General features: G+C 62.7%; 15 protein-coding genes. All 15 read left to right on the top strand.

Going from position 1 to position 16,361, the window contains the following annotated elements; all coding sequences use genetic code 11:
- The first annotated feature begins 16 nt into the window (after positions 1 to 16).
- Positions 17 to 703 carry a 16S rRNA (guanine(527)-N(7))-methyltransferase RsmG gene (gene rsmG, locus AC1RKI_RS25670; protein ID WP_425306688.1) on the top strand — a complete coding sequence of 229 codons (687 nt, stop codon included), beginning with the start codon at positions 17 to 19 and terminating at the stop codon, positions 701 to 703.
- An 85-nt stretch (positions 704 to 788) separates the two neighbouring features.
- Positions 789 to 1,562: a ParA family protein gene (locus AC1RKI_RS25675; protein WP_061953406.1), complete on the top strand. Its 774-nt coding sequence runs from the start codon at positions 789 to 791 to the stop codon at positions 1,560 to 1,562.
- Positions 1,563 to 1,594: 32 nt separating this feature from the next.
- Entirely contained in the window at positions 1,595 to 2,488 is an 894-nt protein-coding gene (locus tag AC1RKI_RS25680) for a ParB/RepB/Spo0J family partition protein (protein ID WP_061953408.1), read from the top strand.
- 444 nt (positions 2,489 to 2,932) lie between these two features.
- Positions 2,933 to 3,430: an ATP synthase subunit I gene (locus AC1RKI_RS25685; RefSeq protein ID WP_492797928.1), complete on the top strand. Its 498-nt coding sequence runs from the start codon at positions 2,933 to 2,935 to the stop codon at positions 3,428 to 3,430.
- A 283-nt stretch (positions 3,431 to 3,713) separates the two neighbouring features.
- A complete protein-coding gene (gene atpB, locus AC1RKI_RS25690) occupies positions 3,714 to 4,583 on the top strand; it encodes a F0F1 ATP synthase subunit A (protein ID WP_061953412.1) in 870 nt (289 codons plus the stop codon).
- Positions 4,584 to 4,645: 62 nt separating this feature from the next.
- Positions 4,646 to 4,912 carry a F0F1 ATP synthase subunit C gene (atpE, locus tag AC1RKI_RS25695; protein WP_008650162.1) on the top strand — a complete coding sequence of 89 codons (267 nt, stop codon included), beginning with the start codon at positions 4,646 to 4,648 and terminating at the stop codon, positions 4,910 to 4,912.
- 105 nt (positions 4,913 to 5,017) lie between these two features.
- Complete coding sequence (locus AC1RKI_RS25700; RefSeq protein ID WP_061953414.1) at positions 5,018 to 5,488, top strand: F0F1 ATP synthase subunit B; 471 nt, start codon at positions 5,018 to 5,020, stop codon at positions 5,486 to 5,488.
- Between the two features lie 2 nt (positions 5,489 to 5,490).
- Complete coding sequence (locus AC1RKI_RS25705; protein ID WP_061953416.1) at positions 5,491 to 6,033, top strand: F0F1 ATP synthase subunit delta; 543 nt, start codon at positions 5,491 to 5,493, stop codon at positions 6,031 to 6,033.
- Positions 6,034 to 6,072: 39 nt separating this feature from the next.
- Entirely contained in the window at positions 6,073 to 7,614 is a 1,542-nt protein-coding gene (gene atpA, locus AC1RKI_RS25710; protein ID WP_061953418.1) for a F0F1 ATP synthase subunit alpha, read from the top strand.
- Positions 7,615 to 7,685: 71 nt separating this feature from the next.
- Positions 7,686 to 8,561: a F0F1 ATP synthase subunit gamma gene (gene atpG / locus AC1RKI_RS25715; RefSeq protein ID WP_404992171.1), complete on the top strand. Its 876-nt coding sequence runs from the start codon at positions 7,686 to 7,688 to the stop codon at positions 8,559 to 8,561.
- A 33-nt stretch (positions 8,562 to 8,594) separates the two neighbouring features.
- Complete coding sequence (gene atpD / locus AC1RKI_RS25720) at positions 8,595 to 9,998, top strand: F0F1 ATP synthase subunit beta (RefSeq protein WP_061953421.1); 1,404 nt, start codon at positions 8,595 to 8,597, stop codon at positions 9,996 to 9,998.
- A 133-nt stretch (positions 9,999 to 10,131) separates the two neighbouring features.
- Positions 10,132 to 10,548, top strand: coding sequence for a F0F1 ATP synthase subunit epsilon (locus tag AC1RKI_RS25725; RefSeq protein ID WP_061953423.1), 417 nt, complete (start codon positions 10,132 to 10,134; stop codon positions 10,546 to 10,548).
- A gap of 805 nt (positions 10,549 to 11,353) precedes the next feature.
- Positions 11,354 to 12,310 (top strand): alpha/beta hydrolase, encoded by a 957-nt coding sequence (locus AC1RKI_RS25730; protein ID WP_492797923.1) that lies wholly within the window; start codon positions 11,354 to 11,356, stop codon positions 12,308 to 12,310.
- 87 nt (positions 12,311 to 12,397) lie between these two features.
- Entirely contained in the window at positions 12,398 to 13,501 is a 1,104-nt protein-coding gene (gene hemE / locus AC1RKI_RS25735; RefSeq protein WP_492797921.1) for a uroporphyrinogen decarboxylase, read from the top strand.
- Between the two features lie 501 nt (positions 13,502 to 14,002).
- Positions 14,003 to 16,333, top strand: coding sequence for a primosomal protein N' (locus AC1RKI_RS25740; protein WP_492797919.1), 2,331 nt, complete (start codon positions 14,003 to 14,005; stop codon positions 16,331 to 16,333).
- Positions 16,334 to 16,361 lie beyond the last annotated feature (28 nt).

Genomic DNA, 16,361 nt, shown 5'->3' on the forward strand with positions numbered 1-16,361 from the left:
CGGCTTTCGATATTCCGTGGTGGACGACACCGCCCAGCGCAAGCGTCTCGAAATCGGGCTCGATGCGATCGGCCTGAAGTTGGAGCCGTCGCAGATCGACACGCTGTTCGCGTACCTGACGCTCTTGCGCAAATGGAATAGCGTCTACAACCTCACGGCCATCCGTCACCCGGATGAAATGCTGACGCATCATCTGCTCGATTCGCTTGCCGCAGTGCCCGCGCTGGCGGAAGCCGCGCGCTCCAACGTCGTACCCAATGCTGCGCGGGGCAGGGTGCTCGATGTGGGATCGGGGGGCGGGATGCCGGGCATTCCGCTGGCGATTTCGGCGCCGGACGTCTCCGTGCTGATGGTCGACATCGTGCAGAAGAAAACGGCGTTTCTGACGCAATGCCGCGCGCAACTGCGTCTGACCAACGCGTCGGCCCATTGGGGACCGGTGGAAAAAATCGAGGATCCGGACGGCTATGCCGTGATCACGTCGCGCGCCTTTGCCGAGTTAAGCGATTTCGTGAAGCTGTCCGGCCATCTGCTGGCGCCGGGCGGCAAATTATTGGCGATGAAGGGCGTTTATCCACAGGACGAACTTGACCGCATGGAGGCGGCTGGCCTGATGCAGCTATGGCAGGTCGACGCAGTGCCGAAGCTGGCGGTGCCGGAACTGGATGCCGAGCGACATCTCGTCGTGTTGTCGCGGCGTTGAATCCACATTTGTGAAATATTGAGCATTATTCATCCGACGAATAAAATCGGATCGAATATGGCGCACCAAGGAGCTTCGAGCGCATATGGCCAAGGTATTCGTGATCGCAAACCAGAAAGGCGGCGTCGGCAAGACCACCACCACGGTGAATCTCGCCGCCGGTCTGGCAGCGCAGGACCAGCGCGTGTTGCTCGTCGACCTGGACCCGCAGGGCAATGCCTCGATGGGTTCGGGGATCGACAAACAGGCGCTGGAACACAGCGTGTACCAGGTGCTAGTGGGGCTGGCTTCGGTGGCGCAGGCGCGCCAGCGTTCCGAATCGGGCCGTTATGACGTGCTGCCGGCCAACCGCGAGCTGGCCGGCGCGGAAGTCGAACTGGTCGAACTGGAACAGCGCGAGCGTCGGCTCAAGCAGGCGCTGGCCGAGGTCGATGACCAATACGATTTTGTGTTGATCGACTGCCCGCCATCGCTGTCGTTGCTGACGCTGAACGGCCTGTGCGCGGCGCACGGCGTGATTGTGCCGATGCAGTGCGAGTACTTCGCGCTGGAAGGGCTGTCGGACCTCGTCAACACCATCAAGCAGGTCCATGCCAATCTGAATCGCGACCTCAAGGTCATCGGCCTGTTGCGCGTGATGTTCGATCCGCGGGTCACGCTGCAGCAGCAGGTGTCGGCGCAACTCGAGGCCCATTTCGGCGAGAAGGTGTTCAAGACGGTGATCCCGCGCAATGTGCGACTGGCCGAGGCGCCGTCGTACGGCATGCCCGGCGTCGCGTTCGATGCGTCGTCCAAGGGCGCAAAGGCGTATCTCGATTTCGGCGCGGAAATGATCGCGCGCGTGCGGCAGCTCGGCTGAGCGCCCGCAACTTAGACAGCAAGGATGCGAGCATGGTGACCGCGAAGAAAAAGGGCCTGGGCCGGGGACTGGAAGCGCTGCTGGGCGGACCGGCGGAGATTGTCGAAACCGCGAAGCAGGAGGGCGCGCCGACGGTGTTGCGCGTCGATCAGCTGCAGCCCGGCAAGTATCAGCCCCGTACCCGGATGGACGAAGGCGCGCTGCAGGAACTCGCCGCCAGCATCCGCGTGCAGGGCCTGATGCAGCCGATCCTGGTGCGGCGCGTGGCCGAAGAAGGGCGCTACGAGATCATTGCCGGCGAACGCCGCTTCCGTGCGTCCAAGCTGGCCGGACTGGACCGCGTGCCGGTGCTCGTCAAGGACGTGCCCGACGAAGCCGCGGCCGCGATGGCGCTGATCGAGAATATTCAGCGCGAAGATCTGAATCCGCTGGAAGAGGCGCAGGGCATCATGCGCCTGATCCGCGAATTCAACTTTACGCACGAGCAGGCCGCCGAGTCGGTGGGCCGCTCGCGCAGTGCGGTATCCAACCTGCTGCGCCTGCTGAATCTTGTCGCGCCGGTCCAGACCATGCTGATGGCCGGCGATCTCGACATGGGTCACGCCCGCGCGCTGCTGGCGGTGGATGGCGCCAATCAGATCACGCTGGCCAACCAGATCGTCAACAAGCGCCTGTCCGTACGCGAGACCGAAAAGCTCGTGGCCTCGACGCTCAAGCCGTTCGACCTCAAGTCGCTCAAGCAGAAACAGGGCAATGGCACGCGCGACGTGGCGCGGCTTGAGGAAGAACTGTCGGACATGCTGGGCCTAGCGGTGCAGATCAAGCTGGGCGCGCGCGGCAAAGGCCAGTTGACGATTCACTTCAGCAGCAACGACGCACTGGACGGCGTCCTCACGCGCCTGCGGGAGCCTGCGACCAGCGCCTAGCCGGTTATGCGCCGGGCGGCAACGGTTTTACCGATGAATCATTGCCGCTGTCGGCGCCACGCGACAACCGAGGGCGCGTGCACCATGTTGCAGCCAGAATCTGCGCGATAACCGCACGCACGCCCCAGCCAGGCACATCGCCGCGCTGGGTCGAGGGCGCGCCGCGGTGGGCCAAATCGCCATCGTGCCCCCATCCGGCTCCGCAATCCAATTACGTTTCGCATCGTTGCTGCGCAATATCACGCTAGCCATCATGGAAGCGTGATAGCAACCGTTGTGCGGAATTCACTGCAAGCTAACTGAAAGCACGTTGACTCGAATCAGCGATTCCTAATAGAATCGTGCGGTTTGAATTCTGGCCGGACCCAAAAAGTTCCGGCCTGGAACGAGGCTAGGCAGGTGGTGGTTCGAGACCGACAGCAGGACCGTTCGCAAGCCGGCGAGATGTCTCACGACAGTCGGCCCCGCAGCAATCATCGCGCCGATGACTGGCGCGATGACTGGGATGATGACGCCGGGCGGGAAGACGAGATTGTCGATCCGCTGTCGCGCGCCGATGCGGTAAAGCTGCTTGGCGAAAGCGCGTTGCGGCCGTCGCGCATGACGCCGGCGAAGGTGGTGGTGGCGCAGTTTGCCGTTACCGTGCTGTCGGCGCTGGCGTGGGCAGTGTTCGCGCGCGACGCGGCGCCGTCGGGCTTGTCGGCCTTGTTTGGCGGATTGGCTTGCGCTGTGCCGAGCGGTTTCTTCGCACTGCGGCTGTGGATGTCGCGCGGGCAGCCGTCGGTGGGTGGCCTGGTGGCCGGCGAGGCGATCAAGGTCTTCGGCACCGTGGCATTGCTGGTGCTGGTGATCGTGCTGTACCGCGATCTGCGTTGGATACCGATGCTGGTCACGTTCCTGTTGGCGCTCAAGACTTATTGGGTGGCGCTCGCGATCCGGTAGAACCCGGACTTTCGCGGATCCCGTCGCCCTTGGCGCCAAAAAGGCGGTGCCACGGCGTGGGATTCGGTCTCAAGTGAGGCACCCATCCGGAATATCAAGAGGTTTCACGCGCAGCGCGTCATCACGATGCAGCGCTGCGTGAGTCAGGTTTTGCCAGAACAAAAGGGCGTCCTTGCCCAGGCGGTGACCGGTCATGTGACCGAAGGCCAAAGCAAGACGCGTACCGGTTGTCGCTGAAGTCGGCGCCGACATACAAATTTCGCAATATACCGTTCGTTTCGACATGTCAGCTGAAGCTACTCAAGGCGCGGAGCACGTGCTCACACCCTCAGGCTATATCGCCGAACACTTGCAGAACTTTAATTCGGTCGGCGGCAAGCAGCATTCCGTGGTCGATTTCAGTGTCATCAACTATGACACCGTGTTCTGGTCGGTGCTGTGCGGCGCAATCGCCATCATCTTCCTGTACGCGGCCGCCCGCCGCGTCACGCCCGGCGTGCCGGGTCGCTTCCAGGCCTTCGTGGAAATGATCGTCGAGATGGTCGACGACCAGGCCAAGGGCATCATCCACGGCGACCGCTCGTGGATTGCGCCGCTGGCGCTGATGGTGTTCTGCTGGATCACCATGATGAACGCGATCGACTTGATCCCCGTCGACTGGGTCACCGGCCTGAACAACGTGCTGGGCATCTTCCACGTTCATCTTCCGCACCACCGCGCAGTGGCCACGGCCGATCTGAACGGCACGCTGGGCATGTCGTGCTCGGTGCTGGTGCTGATGATCTACTACAGCTTCAAGATCAAGGGCGCGGGCGGCTTCATGCACGAACTGTTCTCCGCACCATTCGGCGCCAAGTGGTACCTGGCCCCGTTCAACCTGGTGCTGAACGTGATCGAGTTTCTGGCCAAGGCCGTTTCGCTGGGCATGCGGTTGTTCGGCAACATGTACGCCGGCGAGCTGGTCTTCCTGCTGATCGCGCTGCTCGGTTCGATCTGGACGTTCAGCGCCGATCTCTCCGCGCTGGGCTTCGTCGGCCACGTGGTTGCCGGCACCGTATGGGCGATCTTCCACATTCTGATCGTGCTGCTCCAGGCGTTCATTTTCATGATGCTGACGCTGGTGTATATCGGCCAGGCTCACGATCACCACTGATTTTCCGGTTCTTCGTTTTTTGGTTTTTTGGTTCTAAGTCTCTCTAAATTAAAGGAGTCATCATGCAAGCATATCTCGCCAACATCCAGGGTCTGACCGCTATCGGCATCGGCATCATCATCGGTCTGGGCGCTATCGGCGCCTGCCTGGGTATCGCCCTGATGGGTGGCAAGTACATCGAGGCATGCGCACGTCAGCCTGAGCTGATGAACCCGCTGCAAACCAAGATGTTCCTGCTGGCTGGTCTGATCGACGCTGCATTCCTGATCGGTGTGGGTGTTGCAATGCTGTTCGCCTTCGCCAACCCGCTGCTGTCGGTCATTCAGTAAGTCTTTTCGGTCTGCATGATGCTGACGGGCGGCGCAGGCCTCAGTCCGATGGCCTGGCCGCCCTTGTGCATTTATCTGTAGTTTGATTACCGAAAGGAACACACCATGAATCTGAACGCAACGTTTTTTGCGCAGATGGTCGTGTTCTTCATCCTGTGGTGGGTTGTTGCCAAATTCATTTGGCCGCCGCTGGTGAAGGCGCTCGACGAACGCGCAAAGAAGATCGCCGATGGCCTCGCCGCTGCCGAAAAGGGCAAGGCGGAGCTTGAACTCGCCAACAAGCGTGTGGACCAGGCCATGGCCGAAGCCCGCACCGAAGGCGCGCAACGTGTGGCCGACGCTGAGAAGCGCGCCCAGATGGCCGCCGACGAGATCAAGCAGAACGCCCAGGCAGAAGCCGCACGCATCATTGCCCAGGCCAAGGCCGAGGCAGAACAGCAAGTGACCCGGGCACGCGAAACGCTGCGCGACCAGGTTGCCGTGCTGGCCGTCAAGGGTGCCGAGCAGATCCTCAAGCGTGAAGTGAACGCGCAGGTGCACGCAGACCTGCTCAATCAACTCAAGGCTGAGCTCTAATCATGGCTGAAACCGCAACCATTGCCCGTCCCTACGCCGAGGCGCTGTTCCGCGTCGCGAGCGAAGCCGGTGCAGGCAACCTGGGTGCATGGTCCGAGCTGGTGTCGGAGATGGGGCAGGTAGCCGCCAACCCCGACATGCAGGCGCTCGCCACCGATCCGAACGTTCCGGGCGAGAAGCTCCAGGAAGTGTTCCTTTCGGTGCTGAAGAGTCCGGTGAACGACGAAGCCCGACGCTTCGTGACACTGCTGGTGGAAAACAACCGCCTGACAGTGTTGCCGGAAATCGCCGAACAGTTCCATGCGCTCAAGAACGCCCGCGAGGGGTCGTCCGACGTCGAAATCACCAGCGCATTCCCGCTGGACGATTCGCAGACGAACGAACTGGTCGCCGCACTCGAACGCAAGTTCGGTCGCAAGCTGCACGCAAAGGTGGCGGTGGACCCGTCGCTGATCGGCGGCGTAAGCGTCAAGGTCGGCGACGAAGTGCTCGACACCTCCGTGCGCGCGCGCCTGGCTGCCATGCAAGCCACGCTGACCGCCTGACCGCAACGGCCGACGGATTGAAGAATTAGGAGCATTGTGATGCAACTGAACCCCTCAGAAATCAGCGAGCTGATCAAGTCCCGCATCTCGGGTCTTGGCGCCGACGCTGAAGTGCGCAACACCGGCACGGTGATTTCCGTGACCGATGGTATCTGCCGCGTGCACGGCCTGTCCGGCGTGATGCAGGGCGAGATGCTGGAATTCCCCGGCAACACGTTTGGCCTGGCCCTGAACCTCGAGCGTGACTCGGTGGGTGCGGTGGTGCTGGGTGAATACGAACACATTTCGGAAGGCGATACGGTCAAGTGCACCGGCCGCATTCTGGAAGTGCCGGTTGGCAAGGAACTGCTGGGCCGCGTGGTGAACACGCTGGGCCAGCCGATCGACGGCAAGGGCCCGATCAACGCCAAGGAAACGGACGTGATCGAGAAGGTCGCGCCGGGCGTGATCGCACGTCAGTCGGTGAGCCAGCCGGTGCAGACCGGCCTGAAGTCGATCGACGCGATGGTGCCGATCGGCCGTGGCCAGCGCGAGCTGATCATCGGCGACCGCCAGACCGGCAAGACCGCCGTGGCCGTCGACGCGATCATCAACCAGAAGGGCAAGGGCGTCTTCTGCGTGTACGTGGCGATCGGCCAGAAGGCTTCGACGATCTCCAACGTGGTGCGCAAGCTCGAAGAGCACGGCGCCATGGAATACACGATCGTCGTGGCCGCAACGGCTTCGGACTCGGCAGCCATGCAGTACCTGGCCGCCTACGCCGGCTGCACGATGGGCGAATACTTCCGCGACCGCGGCGAAGACGCGCTGATCGTTTATGACGATCTGACCAAGCAGGCCTGGGCATATCGCCAGGTCTCGCTGCTGCTGCGCCGCCCGCCGGGCCGCGAAGCCTACCCGGGCGACGTGTTCTATCTGCACTCGCGTCTGCTCGAGCGTGCCGCTCGTGTGAACGAAGACTACGTGGCCAAGTTCACCAACGGCGCCGTGACCGGCAAGACCGGTTCGCTGACCGCGCTGCCGGTGATCGAAACGCAGGCCGGCGACGTGTCCGCGTTCGTGCCGACCAACGTGATCTCGATTACCGACGGCCAGATCTTCCTGGAAACCGATCTGTTCAACGCCGGCATCCGTCCCGCCATCAACGCGGGTATCTCGGTGTCGCGCGTGGGCGGTGCCGCCCAGACCAAGGTCATCAAGAAGCTGTCGGGCGGTATCCGTACCGATCTGGCCCAGTACCGTGAACTGGCTGCGTTCGCGCAGTTCGCTTCGGACCTGGACGATGCCACGCGCAAGCAGCTGGAACGCGGCCGCCGCGTGACGGAACTGCTCAAGCAGCCGCAGTACCAGCCGCTGCAGGTGTGGCAACTGGCCGCGTCGCTGTACGCCGCGAACAATGGCTTCCTCGACAACGTCGACGTGAAGGACATCCTGCCGTTCGAAAAGGGCCTGCACGACCACCTGAAGACCAAGTTCGCCGACCTCGTCAACCGCATCGAAGAGACCAAGGATCTGTCGAAGGACGACGAAGCCGCCCTGCGTGCCGCGATCGAGGATTTCAGGAAGTCCGCCGCGTTCTAACCGCGTGATTCCACGGACCGCGCCGTCATCGCCGCAAGGTGGGCGGCGCGGCACGAATGGAGAGGAAAGATATGGCCGGAACGAAAGAGATTCGAACCAAGATCAAGAGCGTGCAGAACACGCGCAAGATCACCAAGGCGATGGAGATGGTCGCCGCATCCAAGATGCGCAAGGCGCAGGAACGGATGCGCAACGCCCGCCCGTACGCCGAAAAAGTGCGCAATATCGCAGCGCATCTGGCCACTGCCAACCCCGAGTTCAAGCATCCGTTCATGGTGGGCCGCGACATCAAGCGCGCCGGCATGATCGTGGTGACGACCGACAAGGGTCTGTGCGGCGGCCTGAACACGAACGTGCTGCGTGCGGTGACCAACGAACTGAAGACCCTGCAGGGCCGCGGCGTGGAAGTGCAAGCCACCGCCATCGGCACCAAGGGCATGCAGTTCCTGGGCCGCATCGGCGCCAAGGTGGTCTCGAACGTGGTGCACCTCGGTGATACCCCGCATCTGGAAAAGCTGATCGGCGCGATCAAGGTCCAGCTGGACGCCTTTACCAACGGCGAAATCGACGCGGTGTACTTGGCATATACCAAGTTCATCAACACGATGAAGCAGGAGCCGATGGTCGAGCAACTGCTGCCGCTGGCGGCCGACAAGCTGAGCCAGACCGAAGATGAAAAGCGCGCCTACTCGTGGGATTACATCTACGAGCCCGACGCCCAGACGGTTGTGGAAGAGCTGCTGGTCCGCTACGTCGAAGCGCTGGTGTACCAGGCCGTGGCCGAAAACATGGCGTCGGAACAATCCGCGCGCATGGTGGCCATGAAGGCGGCTTCCGACAATGCCAAGAACGTGATTGGCGAACTGCAGCTGGTCTACAACAAGACCCGCCAGGCAGCGATCACGAAGGAACTGTCGGAAATCGTCAGCGGCGCAGCTGCGGTCTAAGGCGTCAAGAATTCAAGCTATCGGAGATACGAAATGAGTATCGGAAATATTGTGCAGTGCATTGGCGCCGTGGTGGACATCGAGTTCCCGCGCGACGCAATGCCGAAGGTGTACGACGCGCTCGTGCTCGAAGAGGGCAACGACAAGTCGTTTGCCGAGAAGGGTCTGACCTTCGAAGTGCAGCAACAGCTCGGCGACGGCGTGGTGCGTACCATTGCGCTGGGTTCGTCGGATGGCCTGCGCCGCGGCATGGCAGTGAAGAGCACCGGCGCCCCCATCTCGGTGCCGGTTGGCCACGGCACGCTGGGCCGCATCATGGACGTGCTGGGTCGCCCGATCGACGAAGCCGGTCCGATCGCCGCGGACGAAAAGCGCGCGATTCACCAGAAGGCCCCGAAGTTCGACGAACTGTCGCCGTCGGTTGACCTGCTGGAAACGGGCATCAAGGTGATCGACCTGGTCTGCCCGTTCGCCAAGGGCGGCAAGGTGGGTCTGTTCGGTGGCGCCGGCGTCGGCAAGACCGTGAACATGATGGAACTCATCAACAACATCGCCAAGCAGCACAGCGGTTTGTCGGTGTTTGCAGGCGTGGGCGAGCGTACCCGTGAGGGCAACGACTTCTACCACGAAATGAAGGACTCGAACGTGCTCGACAAGGTGGCCATGGTGTTCGGCCAGATGAACGAGCCGCCGGGCAACCGTCTGCGCGTGGCGCTGACCGGCCTGACCATGGCCGAGCGTTTCCGTGACGAAGGCCGCGACATCCTGTTCTTCGTCGACAACATCTACCGCTACACGCTGGCCGGTACCGAAGTGTCGGCACTGCTGGGCCGTATGCCTTCGGCCGTGGGCTATCAGCCGACGCTGGCTGAAGAAATGGGCAAGCTGCAGGAGCGCATCACGTCGACCAAGACCGGCTCGATCACGTCGATCCAGGCCGTGTACGTGCCTGCCGATGACTTGACCGACCCGTCGCCGGCCACCACCTTCCTGCACTTGGACTCGACCGTCGTGCTGTCGCGTGACATCGCCGCGCTGGGTATCTACCCCGCCGTCGATCCGCTCGACTCGACCTCGCGTCAGCTGGATCCGCAAGTCGTTGGCACGGAACACTACGAAGTGGCCCGCCGCGTCCAGCAGACCCTGCAGCGCTACAAGGAACTGCGCGACATCATCGCGATTCTGGGCATGGACGAACTGTCGCCGGAAGACAAGCTGGCCGTGTCGCGCGCTCGTAAGATCCAGCGTTTCCTGTCGCAGCCATTCCACGTGGCCGAAGTGTTCACGGGTTCGCCGGGCAAGTACGTGCCGCTGAAGGAAACCATCCGTGGTTTCAAGATGCTGGTGGACGGCGAATGCGATCACCTGCCGGAACAGGCGTTCTACATGGTGGGTTCGATCGACGAAGCCTTCGAGAAGGCCAAGAAGCTTCAGTAAGCGGCGTTCGCCGCCTTGGCCCACGGCAGCGGCGCGCGGACTTCAACGTCCGCGGCAGCCGCGCCAGCGCTGAAGGCGGAGTACGTGCTTCCTGATATCGGGAAGCAAACGCTTTCTGGAGAAAGGATCTTATATGGCAACCATTCTTGTAGACGTCGTCAGCGCGGAAGCTTCGATCTTCTCCGGTCAGGCGAAGTTCGTGGCGCTGCCGGGCGAGACGGGTGAGCTGGGTATTCTGCCCGGCCACACGCCGCTGATCACCCGTATCCAGCCGGGTGCAGTGCGCATCGAGAAGGAAGACGGCAGCGAAGAATTTGTGTTCGTGGCCGGCGGCATTCTCGAAATCCAGCCTCAGCACGTCACCGTGTTGGCCGACACCGCCATCCGCGGTTCGGACCTGGACGAAGCCAAGGCTCAGGAAGCCAAGCGCGCCGCCGAAGAACTGATGCAGAATCAGAGCGGCGACCTGGACCTGGCTCGCGCCCAGAGCGAACTGGCAGTAGCGGCCGCGCAACTGGCTGCTATCGCCCGCCTGCGTCGTAAGAAGTAAGCATGACCCTGCAGGGGCTGCGCTGTTGTATTTTGAGCGCAGCAGTAAAAAAGGCAGCCAGTCGGCTGCCTTTTTTTTCGGACGGGCGCTATATTTCCCAGCCTGGACCACAAAAAAAAGCGCGCGGGCCGGGGAGGCTCCGCGCGGACGGGAAAATCCCTTCGAGGGGTCAATTCGAAGGAACGGGTTCGGTCCAGGAATCACTTACAAGCGCAACGGAACTTTCTTTCCGCAATCTCGGCGAGATTCCAGTTCTCGGAGTCTCAAGCCTCGCGCTATCGGTCTTCCTGGTATTCCGGATCGGTGGATTGCACTCCGCTGATCCGGAAAAATCGGGGTACTGCTCAGGCTTTCTTCCACATCCCCTTATTATTCAAAGCTTTAGCGGCGGGGATGCCCCACACCAAGGGCTGGTGTGTCAATGCATTGTGGGGGAAACTTATGGCGATGGCAGTAACAAAATGTATCGGTTTGCAAGTAGATGAAAGTGCGGCGCGTCAGAAGACGGCGTTTTGAACACTTTTATCCGATTATGAAACCGATTTCACTATCGCTTTCCCATTTCCCTACGCCGGCCAATGTTAAGACAATTTGTTGCTAGCGTACTGAATGCATTACGTTTTTTCTGGCGATCCCTTTGGTAATCCCTTCTTTCGAGGGGTGCGATAAAACCGGCGTCGGCAATTGTGTTCGCTAGCGCATTCAGCGTTACGATTCGAAACGGTTGCCGTGGCGCTTTTTCGCACCAACACCTGCCTCCGGTGCCATTACACTGACGGCCGTTCTTTCCACATGACGCGCTGCCATGGCCATCGATCCCCAACTCCAAGCTTATTACCTTCGCATGGCCGAGCGCTACGCCGGTGCGCCCGCGGCGGTTGACGCCCCCGCGCGCCGTGCACGTTTCGAGGATGTAGCGGCACAGTCGCAGTGGCCCGATCCTGACAATATTGAAGTCAGCGATCTGCTGATCGATGGCGGCGCCGGACAGTTGTCCGCGCGCTTATTTCGCCCGTCGAATATCGACGCGCCGCGCGTGATCGTCTATTTCCACGGTGGCGGATGGGTGGTCGGATCGCCGCGAACCCACCACACCGTCGCCGCGCTGCTGGCCGCCGATACCGGATGCGCCGTCGCCAGCGTCGACTACCGCCTCGCGCCGGAACATGCGTTTCCGGCCCCGGCCGACGATGCATTGGCGGCCGTGCAATGGTTTGCCGACGCCCGCGCGCGACTTGGCTTTGCCACGGACTTTTTGGCAGTTGCCGGCGACAGTGCCGGGGCGCATCTGGCCGCGACAGCGGCACGGACCATTAACGATGCCGCCAGCCAGCACGTCGTGCGTGCGCAACTGCTGATCTATCCGGTAACCGCGCCCGTGCTCACCACGGAAAGTTATCGCGCATTTGCCGATGGGCCAGGCCTGACCCGGGACGAAATGTCGTGGTTCTGGACCCAGTACATCGGCGCCGAGGCACTTGCCCGTGGCGCAGAGCACGCGGACCCGCGCGTGCATCTGATGGCCACGCCGCCCCGGTGGCGGCCGCCGGCCAGCGTCGTGATGGTGGCGGCCAACGATGTCTTGCGCGACGACGGGCTGGCCTACGCCGATTTCCTGGTCCGTCACGATGCGCCGGTCATCACCATCGAAGCCAGCGGCATGACGCATGGATTCGCGCGGCTGCAGCCTGACGCGCCACGCGCGCGCGAATGGATGCGCCGCGCAGCGCATGCCTTCGTCGACAGCTTCGACGACGTTTGAAAGCTGCCGCGAGGATGACGCTTATCACGCCGGCCTAGCCGGAAGCAGGCGTCGTTCCCGTAGAATGGCGGTCTTACGAGGATGACCATGACCGCATTGCAGAACGACACTTTCCTGCGCGCATTGCGCCGGCAACCTACCGAATACACGCCGCTGTGGCTGATGCGCCAGGCAGGCCGTTATCTGCCGGAATACAACGCCACGCGCGCCCGCGCCGGCAGTTTCCTGGGCCTGGCCAAGAACCCGGCCTATGCCACCGAGGTCACGCTGCAACCGCTGGATCGATACCCGCTCGATGCGGCCATCCTGTTCTCCGATATCCTCACCGTGCCCGACGCAATGGGCTTGGGCCTGTCGTTCGCGCAGGGCGAGGGTCCGCGCTTCGCGCATCCGCTGCGCACCGAGGCGGACGTGGCCAAGCTTGCGGTGCCTGACATGTCGTCGCTGCAGTACGTGTTCGACGCGGTCAGCGAAATCCGTCGCGCTTTGGTTCAAGGCGGCAAGCAGCGCGTGCCGCTTATCGGCTTTTCGGGCAGCCCCTGGACGCTTGCCTGCTACATGGTCGAAGGCGGCGGATCGGACGATTTCCGCACCGTGAAGGCCATGATGTATGGCCGGCCGGACCTGATGCACCGCATCCTCGATATCAACGCCCAGGCCGTCACGGCATACCTTAACGCCCAGATCGACGCCGGCGCGCAGGCCGTCATGGTGTTCGACACATGGGGTGGCGCCCTGGCCGATGGCATGTACCAGGCGTTTTCGTTGCATTACATGCGCCGGGTGCTGCAAGGGCTCAAGCGCTCGCATGATGGCGAGCAGATTCCGGTCATCGTGTTTACAAAGGGCGGCGGCATCTGGCTGGAACAGATTGCCGAGATCGAGCCCGACGCGATCGGACTGGACTGGACCGTGAACCTCACGCAGGCGCGACGCCGTACCGGCGGCCGCGTGGCGCTCCAGGGCAATATCGATCCGACCGTGCTGTTTGCGCCCGAAGCGGCCATCCGCGAACAGGTGCGCAACGTGCTCGACAGTTACGCCGCAGGCGGGGGCAGTGACGGTCATATTTTTAACCTTGGACACGGCATCTCCCAATTCACACCGCCCGAAAATGTTGCGGTGCTGGTCGACGAAGTGCATCGCCATAGCCGCAAGCTGCGTCAGGCGTCAACTGTTGCGACCGTCTGAAGCGACTGTTTTCCCTGCGGCGCAGCGTCGAGCGGGCCGATTGCCCCATAGTGCCGGGAGAGGCGCTGCCAGGGATCTGTCAAGTAAACTATTTCTCGATTTTTCGCCAAAAAGGTGCCGGGCGTTTGCTGTCAAGGCTTGACTTATGCACACCGATAGGTTTGCGGCACTGCACGAGCGGGTTACCCCTTAACTCACTTGGGGGATCTGTGCAAATCCTTGATTTGTAAGGCTTTGAATCTTCTTCAAGCGATGTTGCAAGGTCGATGAAAGCCTTATTTCGTGCGCCTTGGCGGGAAGTTGGTGCGACTTTTCAACAAAGTTATCCACAGGCCGGACCGATCAGGTGGAAAAGCATCCATGGATCATCGACTTAGGGTCACATTTGAAGTTTTACTTTAAGTTGATGTTGCGCCGCACACAGACCTCGCCGCCCCGATGTGCCTTGCTGCGCATGCACAACGATGGCGCTCCGTCGCTGCACCAAGCTGGAGTGATGGCATGACTCCGGACAGCTTTTCGGCACACGATCAGCCGGCCGCAAGTGTGGCGTATACGGAACGCCGCGACGAACAGCCGCAAGCGCCATCGGGTGGCGGACACATCGTCCGCGTGGCGCTGGACACCCCGGCGGACGATTGTTTCGACTATCTCTCTACGGGCGACGAAGTCCCGGGCGATCTCGTCGTAGTGCCCTTCGGCAAACGAGCCGTGGTGGGCGTCGTGGTCGCGCGTGTAGCCACTTCGGATGTCCCGGAAGACCGGCTTCGCCCCGTGGCCCAGCGCGCGGGCTGGCTGCCGCCGCTGAACGCTGACTGGATCGCCCTGGCACGCTTCGCCGCGCGTTATTACCACCGCCGCCTTGGCGAAGTGATGCTGCCCGCGCTTCCGCCGTCGCTGCGCGAGGCTGACACCTGGGACCGCCTGGGCCAGCGCGCGCAGACCACGCAATACCGCCTGCGTCCCGACAGTGCGGAAGCCTTGCTCGAGGCCGCGCCCAGCCGCGCGCGCACCGTGCGGGCGTTGGCCGAGGCATTGGCGGCGTCGCAGGACTGGGTACGCCTGGCGGACGCGCGCGAGATCTGCACCGCGGCCCCGGCGCGGCTGGCCGAGTGGGAATCGGCTGGCTGGGTCGAATGCGCGCACGCGGATCGCCCGTTGCTCGACGTCGACACGAGCCGCCCGCCCTCGGTGGCGCCGCCGCTCCATGACGAACAGCGGCAGGCCGTGGCGGCCATCGCCGCCGCGCCCGGGTACGCGGCGTTCCTGCTGTATGGCGTGACCGGCAGCGGCAAGACCGAGGTGTATCTCCACGCGATCGCCGAGCGCCTCGCGGCGGACCCGTCGGCGCAAATGCTGATGCTGGTCCCCGAAATCAACCTGACGCCGCAGTTGCAGGCGCGTATCGCGGAACGCTTTCCGCACCTGCCGCTGGCCGTGCTGCACAGCGGCCTGGCCGACCAGGAGCGCAGCCTGCAGTGGCTCGCGGCGCATCGTGGTGAAGCGCGCATCGTGCTGGGCACGCGCATGGCGATCATGGCGTCGATGCCTAATCTCAGGCTGATCGTGGTCGACGAAGAGCACGATACGTCCTACAAACAGCAGGAAGGGTTGCGTTACTCCGCGCGCGATCTGGCCGTCTGGCGCGCCAACCAGTTGAAGGTGCCGATCGTGCTGGGCTCGGCCACGCCGTCGATGGAGACGTGGCATCGGGCCGAGCAGGGCGCGTACCGCAAGCTCGTATTGCGCGAACGCGCTCAGGCCGATGCAACGCTGCCCACCGTGCGGCTGATCGATCTCAATCACGAGCGCCAACGTCAACGCGCGCTCTATGAAGGGTTGTCCCAACCGCTGCTAGACGCCCTGGCGCAGCGTCTCGAACGCGGTGAGCAAAGCCTGTTGTTCCTGAATCGGCGCGGATACGCCCCGGTGCTGGCGTGCGACAGCTGCGGATGGCTGTCGGGATGCCCGCGCTGTTCGGCCTATATGGTGCTGCACCGGCCGGAGCGGCGCCTGCGCTGCCATCACTGCGGGCTGGAGTCGCCGGTCCCGCATCATTGTCCCGACTGTGGCAACGTCGATATCGCGCCCTTGGGGCGCGGCACGCAGCGCATCGAGGAAGCGTTATCCACACGTTTTCCACAGGCTCGCATCGCGCGCATCGACGCCGACTCGACTCGGCGCAAGGGCAGCGCCCAGGCGATGTTCGACGAAGTGCACGCCGGTGAGGTCGACATTCTCGTTGGCACGCAAATGGTGGCCAAGGGACACGACTTCCAGCGCGTCACGCTGGTTGGCATCGTTCATCCGGATGCAGCCATGTTCAGCCATGACTTCCGCGCCGCCGAGCATTTGTTCGCGTCGCTGATGCAGGTGTCCGGCCGCGCCGGCCGGGCCGGTCTGGGCGGTGAGGTACTGATCCAGACCCGTTATCCGGATGCGCCCGCGTTGCAGGCACTGGCGCGCCATGACTATGATGGTTTTGCGGCAAGCCAGTTGCGCGAACGCCGTCAGGCCGGGTTGCCCCCGTTCGCCTACCAGGTACTGGTGACCGCCGAACATGCGCAACTGGAACGGGCGCTGGCGTTTCTGCAGGCCGTCCGCGACCAGGCCGACGCCTGCGCGATGGCGCCGGAGGTGCAACTGCATGATCCGGTGCCGATGTCGATGGTCCGACTATTCAACAAGGAGCGCGCGCAAATGTTGGTGGAAGCCGGCTCGCGCCCCGTGCTGCAACGGTTTGTTAGTGAGTGGGTCCAGACTTTCGATGCAGCGGGCCGGCACGCGAAAGGCGTGCGCTGGCAGCTGGAAATCGATCCACTGCGGATTTGAAATTGCGCAGCGAAATGCGCAAAGCGTT

The sequence above is a fragment of the Cupriavidus sp. GW822-FHT06G04 genome, from assembly GCF_058799075.1.